Below are 11,912 nucleotides of genomic sequence, written 5' to 3'. Positions count from 1 at the left end.
GGGTGCACAACAAACTTTTGCAATGAAATCAAGGACTTAGGCGCGACTCCGAAGGAGCCAAACAAGCAAAAGTCGTTGAGAAAGAACCACTTAGCGCGGCCTATGCAAGTGATACCTCAAGGCAGGGCCCAAGGTCACAGGATGTAGCGCGAGAGGTCCTCGTTCTGGCTCAGGGTTTGCAGCCGGGCATCGACATAGGCCGCATCGATGGTGACGGTCTGACCCGACAGGCGCGTGGCGTCGAAACTCACCTCATCGAGCAGCCGCTCCATCACGGTGGACAGGCGGCGCGCGCCGATGTTCTCGGTGCGCTCGTTGACCTCGAACGCGATGTGCGCCAGGCGCGTGATGCCCTCGGGGGCGAACTCCAGCGTCACCCCTTCGGTGGCCAGCAGCGCCTGGTACTGCTTGACCAGGGAGGCATGGGTCTGCACGAGGATGGCCTCGAAGTCCTGCACCGAGAGCGAGCCCAGCTCCACCCGGATCGGAAAGCGCCCCTGCAGTTCGGGAATCAGGTCACTGGGCTTGGCCAGGTGAAAGGCGCCCGAGGCGATGAACAGGATGTGGTCGGTCTTGACCATGCCGTACTTGGTGGACACGGTGGTGCCCTCCACCAGCGGCAGCAGGTCGCGCTGCACGCCCTGGCGCGAAACATCGGCGCCACTGCTTTCCTGGCGCGACGCTACCTTGTCGATCTCGTCGATGAAGACGATGCCGTTCTGCTCGGCGTTGGCGATGGCGCGGGCCTTGATCTCTTCCTCGTTGACGAGCTTGGCGGCTTCTTCCTCGATGAGCAGCTTGAGCGCCTCGGCGATCTTGAGCTTGCGCGTGCGCCGCTTGTCCTGGCCCATCTGGCTGAACATGCCGCGCAGCTGCTCGGTCATCTCCTCCATGCCCGAGGGGCCCATGATCTCCAGCGCTGGCCGGCTCTCGGCCACGTCGATCTCGATCTCCTTGTCGTCGAGCGAGCCTTCGCGCAGCTTCTTGCGGAACACCTGGCGCGCCGTGCTGTCGTTGGCCGGGGGTGCTGCTTCACTGCCTGCGGCCGACCGGGCCACGGGGATCAGTACGTCCAGGATGCGCTCTTCGGCTGCATCCTCGGCACGCGCGCGCACCTTGCGGGTCTCGGCATCGCGGGTCTGCTTGACGGCGATTTCGGCCAGGTCGCGGATGATGGAGTCGACATCCTTGCCCACATAGCCTACCTCGGTGAACTTGGTGGCCTCGACCTTGATGAAGGGCGCATCGGCCAGGCGCGCCAGGCGCCGGGCGATCTCGGTCTTGCCGACGCCCGTGGGGCCGATCATGAGGATGTTCTTGGGAGTGATCTCGTGGCGCAGCGCGCCCTCGACCTGCTGGCGGCGCCAGCGGTTGCGCAGCGCGATGGCCACCGCACGCTTGGCACTGGCCTGGCCGACGATGTGGTGGTCGAGTTCGGAGACGATTTCTTGGGGGGTCATGGACGACATGGAGATCCGCCTGGGTTCGGTGGGGGAACCGGCCGCCGCATCACACTGCAGCCGGCACCATGAAAGGGAGGGCCCGGTCGCGCGGTCGCGCACCGGGCAAAGCCATCAAAGCGTCTCGATGGTGTGGTGCATGTTGGTGTAGATGCACAGCTCACCCGCGATCTCGAGGGACTTCTTGACGATCTCCTGCGCCGGCAGGTCGGTGTGGTTGAGCAGCGCCTTGGCGGCCGAGTGGGCGTAAGCACCGCCCGATCCGATGGCCACGATGCCCTGCTCGGGCTCCAGGACGTCGCCGTTGCCGGTGATGATGAGCGAAGCCTCCAGGTCGGCCACGGCCAGCATGGCCTCCAAACGGCGCAGCACGCGGTCGGTGCGCCAGTCCTTGGTCAGTTCGATGGCGGCACGCACCAGGTGGCCCTGGTGCTTGTCGAGCTTGGCTTCGAAGCGCTCGAACAGGGTGAACGCATCGGCCGTGGCGCCCGCAAAGCCGGCCAGCACCTTGCCATGGTGCAGCTTGCGCACCTTGCGGGCCGTGCCCTTGACGACGATGTTGCCCAGGGTGACCTGGCCGTCACCGCCAATGGCCACCTGCACGCCGGCAGGGGTCTGGCGGCGCACGCTCAGGATGGTGGTGCCGTGAAACACCGGGTGGTTGTTTGAGGAATCCATAGCTGCCGCAGATGGGGGCGCCGGCACTGCTTTCAAGCCAGGGCAGCGCCCGCCGCCTGGCACGGGCTCGCAGTCCGTCAGTTCTTGCGCGGCATCACCCAGGCGTGCTCGTTGATACCGATCACGTTGAAGAAGATGGCCACCAAGCGCTGCAGGTTGTGGAAATGCACCTCATGGCCTTGGCCCTGCTGCTCTGCGGCCCAGTTGAGCACCGAGCCGGCCGCAGCGAAGTCGACGCGGATCAGCTTGTCGCAGGACACCGTGAGCGGTACCCCGGGGCGCATCAGCGCCTGGAAGGGCTCGAGCAGCGGGGTGGCATCGCCATCGATGTGCCCGCTGAGCGAGGCCACAGGGGTCGCGTCCAGCGTAGCGGGAATGGACGCATCAAAACCGAAGTCCGACGCCAGCATGTCACGTTCGGCGGGCGCTGCAGCCTGGCTGCTGGCCGAGGTGGCATCGTCCGAATAACCCATCTTGGGCGCCACCCAGGAGGGCGGCGACACCTCATAAGTCACGCAGTAGTCAAGCGCCACCAATTCGAACTCGTCAGGCCGCCCCATCAGGCGCAGCGCTGCCATGCGCAGGCGCCACCACTCGGGGCCCGAGGCACGGTCACCCGACTGGGTCATGATCTCCATCAGCGTCGTGAGCCGGTCAACGCCCGAGAACACGAACTGGCCCGCACGGTCCGCCCACTTGGTGAACTGGTCCGCCAGCAGGGGCACGGCGGCATCGTCGATGCCGGCGATGCGCGTCCAGGCCAGAGTCCAGGGCGCAGCAGAGCGCTCGATGGAGGCCTGCAGCGCCGCTACCGACGATACCGTGAGCCGTGGGGGCGCATTCCAGCTGAAATCCCGGCGGGCCGCACCCGCTGCGGGCGCCTGCTCCTGCACCAGACCGAGCTGCTCGGGCATGGAGAACCACAAGGGCGCCGAGCGGCTGAATCCGGCGGCAAAATCGATGGCCAGGGTGTCGAAGCGGTCGTGCTGGCCCGTCGCGCGGTACAGGTCGAACAGCGTCATCCAGATTTCCAGCTGCTGCGCCGGCTCGTCCTGCTGGTGCTGTGCCAGCACATCGAGCAAGCCGGACTCCGCCCCTGCGTGATCGCCGTTGGCGAAGCGGATGGCGGCCTCTTCAAGGTCGGGTTCGTGCACGAATTCCTCCGGTGCGGATGCGGTTTCGGGCGTTGGTGCCGGACTCGGGTCAAACGATGCCAGTACGTCCTGCCGCGGCGGCTCCCCCCGCATGGTCGCATCGATGCCGCCAAACTGGCCGATCGCCATGCTGTCGTCATCAAAAAGGGGCTTGACCGCCGCAGGGGCGGCGGCAATGGGCGCGGCCAGGCTGACGGGCGCGGTGGGCGCGAAGGCGCGTGCAGCGGCCTCGTCCTCCCCGCGAAAATCCGCAGGCTGGGTGGGGGCGTCGGCGTTGGCCTTGCTCTTCCACCACTGCTGCGACATCTGCGCCTCGATCTCGTCGATCTTCTTGAGCGTCACGGCGCGCTCGTCGGGCGAGGCCATGCTGCTCTGGAAGAACGAGGGGCGTGCGGTGGGGTCTTCGGTGCGCTGGCCTTGCAGCACTTCGCGCTGGCGCAGCTTGCGCAGCTGATCGAACTCGCGGCGGCGCACGAAATCGTTGCGGCGCTTGCGCTCGATCATCTCCTTGAGCATCTGCTTGCTGTACTGGCTCTCCCGGTCGTCCTGAAGCGAGTCGAGCTCGGTCCAGTTTGTCGTCGGGTTGCGCACAAACCGCACCATCTTGGACAGCAGGCCGCCGGGCGTGGTTTCTTCCTTGCTCATGGGGTAGGCGAGAGAGGGTGCGTGCGCATGGGTGCATTCAGGCCGGGCGGACTTCAGTCACCGAACATTTTCTGCTTGAGTTCACGGCGCTGTTGCGCTTCGAGCGACAGCGTGGCTGTGGGGCGGGCGATCAGGCGGCCGACACCGATGGGCTCGCCCGTCTCGTCACAGTAGCCATAGTCGCCAGCGTCGATGCGGGCGATGGACTGCTCGATCTTCTTGAGCAGCTTGCGCTCGCGATCGCGCGTGCGCAACTCCAGGGCGTGCTCTTCCTCGATGGTGGCACGGTCGGCAGGGTCCGGCACCACCACGGTGTCTTCACGCAGGTGCTCGGTGGTTTCACCGGCACTGTTGTGGATGTCCTGCTTGAGCTGGACCAGCTTCAGGCGAAAGAACGCCATCTGCTTTTCGTTCATGTATTCGCTGTCAGGCATGGCCAGGACTTCAGCGTCGGTCAGCTCCTGGGCCGTCTTGGCTTTCCAGTTGTTGGCCAGCTTGGGGTCTTTTTTGGCAGCAGTGAAAGTGGGATGCACTTGCGCGGTCGTGGGCATGGTCTGTTGGTAGCTGGCTTTGGCAGCGGTGGAAGCCGTTGCCTGTGCCATGGATGGTACGGTCAATTGGGCCAATCGGGAAGAAGGCCGGGTCGTGCGCACGGGTACATGGGATCCCGCCTGCAGAACAGGTTCGGGGGCGACGGGCACCGGGGCGGCTGTCGCCTTGGGAGCAGCCTTGGCAGGGGCCTTTGCAGCAGCTTTGGCTGCCGCTGGTGCGGCAGCGCTTTTACCCGCGCTCGGGGCTGCTTTCGCAGCCGCCTTGGATTTGCTGGTTTCGGCTTTCACTTCCTGGTCTCCTCGCTATACGGGCGGGCCCAGGCTGCGCTGGCAGCCAAGGGCGGATGGCAAGCCTTCCGGGGTTTTACCGGGGCGCGATTGTATCGACCTGGGCTGACGCAAACGAAAACGTTGCAGATACGACACATCTTGCCAGCCATATCGCGGTTTTCCGAGGCAAATCGCGAAGGGGACGCTTGTTGACAATCCCCAACCAGCTCAGCGCCCGTCAAGCCACAAGGCTTTGTTCCAGCCCTTGCAGGAGGATGTCCTTGGGCAGGTCGATGCCGATGAAGACCATCTTGCTCAGGCGCTCCTCGCCCTCGGCCCACTGCGGCCCCAGGTCGCTGCCCATGAGCTGGTGCACGCCCTGGAAGATCACCTTGCGCTCGGTGCCCTTCATGTACAGCACGCCCTTGTAGCGCAGCATGCGCGGACCGTAGATGTTGACGATGGCGCCCAGGAAGTCCTCGAGCTTGGCCGGATCGAAAGGACGCACCGAGCGGAAAACGAAGCTCTTGACGTCGTCATCGTGGTGGTGGTGGTGCCCACCGCCTTCGTGGCCATGCTGGTGCGAAGGGTGGTCGCAGTGCTCACCATGTTCATGGTCATGGTGGTCATGGCCATGGTCATGGTGGTCGTGATCGCCCTCTTCCTTGAGGAAGTCGGGGTCGATGTCGAGCTTGGCATTGAGGTTGAAGCCACGCAGGTCCAGCACTTCCTTGAGCGGCACTTCGCCGAAGTGCACGGCCTTGATGGGCGCGCGCGGGTTCATGTGCTTCAAGCGATGGATCAGGGCATCGGTCTCCTCGGCGCTCACCAGGTCGGTCTTGGACAGGAAGATCTGGTCGGCAAAGCCCACCTGGCGGCGTGCCTCCTGGCGGTCGTTGAGCTGCTGGGGCGCGTGCCTGGCATCCACCAGCGTGATGATGGAGTCGATCAGGTAGGTCTCGGCAATCTCCTCGTCCATGAAGAAGGTCTGCGCCACCGGGCCGGGGTCGGCCAGGCCCGTGGTCTCGATCACGATGCGGTCGAAGTCGAGCAGGCCCTTGCGCTTCTTGGCGGCCAGCAGTTGCAGCGTCTCGCGCAGGTCCTCGCGGATGGTGCAGCAGATGCAGCCATTGCTCATCTGCACGATCTGCTCCTTGGACTCGGTCACCAGGATGTCGTTGTCGATGTTCTCTTCGCCGAACTCGTTTTCGATCACGGCGATCTTCTGGCCGTGGGCTTCGCTGAGCAGGCGCTTGAGCAGGGTGGTCTTGCCCGAGCCCAGGAAGCCGGTGAGGATGGTGGCAGGTATGAGGGACATGGAGAAAAGCCTAGAAAAGGATGCGGGTGCCAGGGGGACGACTTGCGGCAGTTTAGCCACGAAATCAAGACCCCACCGAACCCCTGCACCAATGGGGATCCCGCATTTTTGAGCTCAATCGCATACCAGTCTTTGCCTTGAAGCTATGGATCAAGGAGCAAAAAAGCATCTCTTGACGAAAGGAAGTTGCGTTAGTGCCCGGACAGGAGGCTGTGGACTTCAGGATTTGCGCATCACCACCAGCCCCTTGAGGTACTCGCCTTCGGGAAACTCCAGCGTCATCGGGTGGTCGGGAGCCCCTGCCAGGCGCTCGACGATGTAGCCGTCCACCCCGGCATCGGCCCCGGCCGAGGCCACGATCTTGTGGAACAGGTCGGCGCTGATGCCCCCCGAACACGAGAAGGTGAACAGCACGCCGCCGGGCGTGAGCAGCTGCAGCGCCAGGCGGTTGATGTCCTTGTAGGCGCGCGCGGCGCGTTCTGCGTGCGCTGCGGTGGGCGCGAACTTGGGCGGATCGAGCACGATGGCGTCAAAGCGCTGGCCTTCCTTGAGGAACTGGCGCAGCGAGGCGTTCACATCGGCATCCAGGAAGCTCGCGCGGTTCACGTCGAAGCCGTTGAGCGCCACGTGGGCGCGCGCCCGCTCCAGCGCGGGGCCGGAGGAGTCAATGGAAGTCACGTGGCCGCCTCCCGGGCCGCCCGCCGCCTCGGCCGCACGCATGCCGGCCAACGCTGCCACGCTGAAGCCGCCGGTGTAGCAAAAGCAGTTGAGCACATGCTGGAAGCCCAGCCGGCGCGCATAGTCGGCAAAACGCTTGCGGCTGTCGCGCTGGTCCAGGTAGAAGCCGGTCTTGTGGCCTTCGGCAATGTTGAGCGTGAGCTGCCACTGGTGCTCGTGGATGGTCAGCTCCACCGGCGGCACCTCGCCACCGGCCACCGGGCCGCCGCGCAGCCAGCCCGTGGCGGGCTCCAGCCCCTCCAGAGCGCGCACGCTCGCATCCGAGCGCTCGTACAGCCGGGTGAGGCCGGTCTCGCGCAGCAGGGCATCGGCCAGCACATCTTTCCAGCGCTCGGTGCCGGCACTGGTGAACTGCGCCACCAGCGTATCGCCGTAGCGGTCCACGATCAGGCCGGGCAGGCCGTCGGACTCGCCATGCACCAGGCGGATGCCGTCGCTCTGCACATCGAAGCGCGCGCGGGCGATGATGGCGCGCGCGCAGGCGGCGATGAAGAAGGGCTCGTCGATGCGCTGCGCCTCGTCGAAGCTCCACACCCGGGCCCGGATGCGTGAGCTGGGGCTGAACGCGGCCCAGGCCAGGAACTGGCCCTCGTGCGACTCGACACGCACCGTCTCGCCGCTGTCGCCGCCGCCCTTGGCGATGGCCGATTCGAAGATCCAGGGATGGCGGCGCAGGAGCGAGCGCTCCTTGCCAGGGCGAAGGCGAAGGGTTTTCATGGCCCCGATTGTCGCGCCGTTGGAGCGCTCCCCCGCCAGACGGGCGGCTGGATTACAGCTTCTGGCCGAAGCGCTCGAAGCGCGGCATGAAATACCGGTCGGTATCCGCCGACACCAGCACGCCCAGGGCCCGGCCGATCAGCAGATGGCGCGGCACCAGGCCGATGTAGCGTGAATCGGCGCTGTTGTCGCGGTTGTCGCCCAGCACCAGGTACTCACCCTCGGGCACGGTCACGGGGTCAAAGCTGCTGCGCGCCGTCACGCCATGCAGCCATTGCACGCGGCGCTCGTGGCCCTGCACCTGCTCCGTCAGGCGCGTGGCGTCGACCGTGCGGCCCAGGCCCATGGCTTCCTGTAGCGCCTGCGGTGCCTCGTAACGGGCGGCTTCGCCATTGATGATGAGCACTTCGTCGCGCATCTCCACCGTATCGCCTGGCACTGCCACCAGGCGCTTGATGAGGCGCGTGCCGTCCAGCGGCGAAGAGAAGGTCACCACGTCACCGCGCCGCGGCTCGCCCATCGGGGCCAGCACCACGTCGGTCAGCGGAATCTTCACGTTGTAGGCCAGGCGGTTGACGAACACCACGTCGCCCTCGACCAGGTTGGGCCGCATCGAGCCCGAGGGAATGGGGTTCCAGTCCGCCACGGCCGTGCGAAACAGGCCGAAGCACATCAGCAGCACCAGAAATCCCTTGTTGGCCTTGATCCAGCGTCCCATCGATTCTTCTCCTCGGGTTGTCCCTTGAACGGCTTATCGTGTGGCCCTGCGCTGCACGGCCACAGCGCTCGGAGCCCGCCACCGCGCCAAAGGTTCCCGGCCACCATGCGCATGCAGCCCGAACGCCGTGCGGTCGGCGCAACGGACCGCGCGCCCCCTGGGTTGACCCCTGGGCAGGCACACAGCCGAGGGTGCACAATGGTTGCAAAGTGTGTTTTGCCGAAACCTGTGTGATGACGCAGCCGCCCGAGCGCAGAGGCCGGAGGCTGCCCCAACGGACCCGCCTGCATGGCAGAACCCCGCCTTTTGACACTCCTGCCCGCGCGCGTGCAGCAATGGCTAGCCCCCTACGAGGCAGACGAACCGCTGGCCGCGAGCTTTCGCGCCCAGCAGTTGCAGGCCATGCTGCGCCTGACCCCGCTGGCCATGGCGGTCAATGTCTTCAACGGGTGTTTCATCGCCTGGCGGCTGGCCACGGTGCCGCCCTGGCTCTGGGCCTGGATGCTGGCGCTGCTGTTTGTGGCGGCACAGGGACTGCGTGCCTGGCAGCGCGCACGCAACCACCCTCCTCGACTGCTGGCGTCGAAGAAGGCCATCCGGCGCGCCGCCCGCCACGCCGGCGCGCTGGGCCTGCTGTGGGGCGCCATACCGGCTGCGCTCTTCGCCTCGGCCACGGCGCCGGACCAGATGATGATCCTGGCGATCAGCTGCGGAATGATCTGCGCGGGGGGCTTTGCGCTGGTGACGGTGCCCGAGGCGGCCCTGAGCTACGTGCTGCTGCTCGCGGGAGGCTCGGCCGTGGGGCTGGCGCGGGCTTCAGACCAGCCGGGCACGGTGACACTGCTGGTGCTGCTGATGACCTATGGGCTGGTGGTGATCGCCTCGGTGCGCGTGATGGCCCGCTCCTACGGATCGCGCCTGGCGGCCGAGGCCGATGCCGCCCACCAGCAGCAGATCGTGGGCCTGCTGCTGCGCGATTTCGAGGAGAACACCAGCGACTTCCTCTGGGAGGTTTCCAGCGAAGGCACGCTGCGCCACTCCTCCAACCGCCTGGACCAGGCCCTGCGCTACAGCCGCCAGGACGACCCCGACCTGGGCCTTGTGGAACTGATCGCCCGCACCCACCAGGGCGCCACCCATGGTGTGGACCCGGCCGGCCACCTGCAGGCACTGCAGGCCGCGCTCAGGGGCCCGCAGCCGTTTCGCGACCTGCCCGTACCCATCGTGATCGAGGGCCAGTTGCGCTGGTGGGCGCTTACCGCCAAACCCATCTGGCGGCTGGACCAGAGCCTGCAGGACTGGCGCGGCGTGGGGGTGGACATCACCCACAAGAAACACGCAGAGGACGAGATGCACCGCCTGGCGCACTTCGACTCGCTGACCGGTCTTGCCAACCGGCGCCACTTCCAGCATCGGCTGCAGTGTGCGCTGGACAGTGCCGGCACCAGCGCTGCAGCCCTGCTGTGCCTGGACATGGACAATTTCAAGCGCATCAACGACGCCTATGGCCACGGCAACGGAGACCTGCTGCTCAGGACCGTGGCGCAGCGCATGGACCAGGAGATCCGCAGCCGCGACCTGGTGGCCCGACTGGGTGGGGACGAGTTCGCCATCCTGCTCGACGGTGCCAGCACACGGGCCGAGGTGCAGGTGTTCTGCGACCGGCTGATGCGCGCCGTAGAGCAGCCCTGCGACCTCTCGGGCCTGGCCACCACCCCGCACCTGAGCATCGGCGTGGCCTTCCTGCCGCGCGATGGCACCCACGTGGACGCCCTGCTGCACCATGCCGACCTGGCCCTGTACGAAGCCAAACAGCGCGGCCGCAGGCAGGTGCAGTTCTTTTCCATCGAGATGGACCAGCGCGCCCACCGGCGCATTGCGCTCGAGGACGGCCTGCGCACCGCCCTGGCCCAGGGCGAACTGCACCTGGCCTTCCAGCCCCAATGGCACCTGGCCTCGGGCCGCATCGCGGGGCTGGAGGCCCTGCTGCGCTGGAACAGCACGCGCTTTGGCAGCGTGTCGCCCGTGGAATTCATCCCCGTGGCCGAAGAGGCAGGCCTGATCCGCGACATCGGGCTGTGGGTGCTGGAACACGCCTGCCTGGCGGCGCTCCAGTTGCCGGGCGAGCTGGTGATGTCGGTCAACCTCTCGGTGTGCCAGTTCGACGATGCCCTGCTGGCCGACAAAATCCTGGAGGTGGTGGAGCGCTGCGGCCTGCCGCCCGAGCGGTTGGAGCTGGAGATCACCGAATCCGTCTTCCTGCAGGACACGGACGACGTGATGGCCACACTGCACCGGCTGCGCCATGCGGGCGTGCGCATCGCGCTGGACGATTTCGGCACGGGTTACTCCTCGCTGGCCTATCTGCGCAGCTTCCCGTTTGATCGGCTCAAGATCGACCGCTCCTTCATCGCGCCCATAGAGGGCAGCTCTGAGTCGAAGGCCATCGTGCACTCCGTGATCGAACTGGCGCAGGCGCTGCACATGGAGACCACGGCCGAGGGCATCGAGACCGCTGAACAGGCCCATCTGCTGCAGGGCCTGGGCTGCGTGACCGGCCAGGGCTTCTACTTTGCGCGGCCGCTGGACCTGGCGGCGGTCACCGCCTTCATCGCTGCGCAGCCGGCCATCGCCGCCTGACGACCCCCGGACCGATTTATTCAGCGCCTGGCTTGCGCCTGGCCCTCGGGTGCGCCGCGTCGTACACCTTGGCCAAATGCTGGAAATCCAGGCGCGTGTAGACCTGAGTGGTAGTGATGTTGGCGTGGCCGAGCAACTCCTGCACCGCTCGCAGGTCACCGCTGGACTGCAGCAGGTGGCTGGCGAACGAATGACGCAGCATGTGCGGGTGCACAGGGGTGGTCAGCCCGGCCTGCTGGCTGCGCTGGCGCAGCCGCAGCCAGATGGACTGTGCCGTGAGCCGCGCGCCGCGCTGGCCCAGGAACAACGCGGCATCCAGGCGCGCCGATCCGTCGCCGCCGAACGGCCCGGCGCGCAGCGCCAGCCAGGCCTGCAGAGCCTCCAGGGCCGAGCGGCCCACCGGCACGCTGCGCCGCTTGCTGCCCTTGCCGAACACATGCGCCTCGCCCGCCTGCAGGTCGATCCAGCCGCGGCCCTGGCGCTGGGTTTCGGCACTGGGCACGGCATCAAGCCCCGCGAGCTCGCCCACGCGCAGGCCGCAACCGTACAGCAGCTCCACCATGGCGGCGTCGCGCGTTTCCAACCAGGGGTCGGCGCCGGTGTTGTCGAACTCGGCCAGGCGCACGGCGTCGTCCACCCCCAAGGCCTTGGGCAGGGGTTTGGGTGCCTTGGGGGCGCGCACGTCCTGCACCGGGTTGTGCGGCACCAGGCCCTGGCGCCCGGCCCAGATAAAAAGGCCGCGCCAGCCCGAAAGGATGAGCGCAATGCCACGCCCGCTGCGCCCGCCGCTGTGCATCTGCGCGACGAAGCGGCGGATGTGCGCCGTCTGCAGCTGCAGCAGGGGCAGGCCCACGCCGGCTGCGAACTGCGCGAGCTTCTCGAGGTCCAGCGTGTAGAGCGTGAGCGTGCGCGCCGCCAGGCGCTTTTCCACGCGCACATGCTCCAGGTAGCGCAGCACCAGCGGATCTGGCGCCAAGGTGCCGGGCTCAGGGGCGACGGGTGCGGTGGTAGTCACGTGCAGCC

General features: G+C 66.7%; 9 protein-coding genes. 1 reads left to right on the top strand and 8 read right to left on the bottom strand.

The window, feature by feature from the left end:
- Positions 1–134 precede the first annotated feature (134 nt).
- The 7 genes from hslU to lepB all read right to left on the bottom strand — a co-directional run bounded on the left by hslU (position 135) and on the right by lepB (position 8,249).
- Positions 135–1,469 carry an ATP-dependent protease ATPase subunit HslU gene (hslU, locus tag ACSQ3Y_RS06340; protein ID WP_436176768.1) on the bottom strand — a complete coding sequence of 445 codons (1,335 nt, stop codon included), beginning with the start codon at positions 1,467–1,469 and terminating at the stop codon, positions 135–137.
- A 105-nt stretch (positions 1,470–1,574) separates the two neighbouring features.
- Positions 1,575–2,138 (bottom strand): ATP-dependent protease subunit HslV, encoded by a 564-nt coding sequence (gene hslV, locus ACSQ3Y_RS06335; protein ID WP_057200150.1) that lies wholly within the window; start codon positions 2,136–2,138, stop codon positions 1,575–1,577.
- Positions 2,139–2,215: 77 nt separating this feature from the next.
- Entirely contained in the window at positions 2,216–3,937 is a 1,722-nt protein-coding gene (locus tag ACSQ3Y_RS06330; protein WP_436176767.1) for an STAS domain-containing protein, read from the bottom strand.
- A 53-nt stretch (positions 3,938–3,990) separates the two neighbouring features.
- On the bottom strand, positions 3,991–4,776 hold the full coding sequence (gene dksA, locus ACSQ3Y_RS06325) for an RNA polymerase-binding protein DksA (RefSeq protein WP_082604010.1): 786 nt from the start codon (positions 4,774–4,776) through the stop codon (positions 3,991–3,993).
- 220 nt (positions 4,777–4,996) lie between these two features.
- On the bottom strand, positions 4,997–6,076 hold the full coding sequence (locus ACSQ3Y_RS06320) for a CobW family GTP-binding protein (protein WP_057200148.1): 1,080 nt from the start codon (positions 6,074–6,076) through the stop codon (positions 4,997–4,999).
- 219 nt (positions 6,077–6,295) lie between these two features.
- Positions 6,296–7,531: a class I SAM-dependent rRNA methyltransferase gene (locus ACSQ3Y_RS06315; RefSeq protein ID WP_057200147.1), complete on the bottom strand. Its 1,236-nt coding sequence runs from the start codon at positions 7,529–7,531 to the stop codon at positions 6,296–6,298.
- A 52-nt stretch (positions 7,532–7,583) separates the two neighbouring features.
- Entirely contained in the window at positions 7,584–8,249 is a 666-nt protein-coding gene (lepB, locus tag ACSQ3Y_RS06310) for a signal peptidase I (RefSeq protein WP_057200146.1), read from the bottom strand.
- 288 nt (positions 8,250–8,537) lie between these two features.
- Between lepB and ACSQ3Y_RS06305 the strand changes: the two genes are divergently transcribed.
- Positions 8,538–10,889 (top strand): putative bifunctional diguanylate cyclase/phosphodiesterase, encoded by a 2,352-nt coding sequence (locus ACSQ3Y_RS06305; protein WP_436176766.1) that lies wholly within the window; start codon positions 8,538–8,540, stop codon positions 10,887–10,889.
- A 16-nt stretch (positions 10,890–10,905) separates the two neighbouring features.
- Here the strand turns inward: ACSQ3Y_RS06305 and ACSQ3Y_RS06300 are convergent, their stop codons facing one another.
- Positions 10,906–11,904, bottom strand: a complete 999-nt coding sequence (locus ACSQ3Y_RS06300) for a tyrosine recombinase XerC (RefSeq protein ID WP_436176765.1) — start codon at positions 11,902–11,904, stop codon at positions 10,906–10,908.
- Positions 11,905–11,912: the final 8 nt, after the last annotated feature.

It is taken from the genome of Acidovorax sp. LjRoot66, from assembly GCF_964253305.1.
Taxonomy (GTDB): Bacteria; Pseudomonadota; Gammaproteobacteria; order Burkholderiales; family Burkholderiaceae_C; genus Acidovorax.
This window is presented reverse-complemented; position numbering and strand designations above follow the sequence as displayed.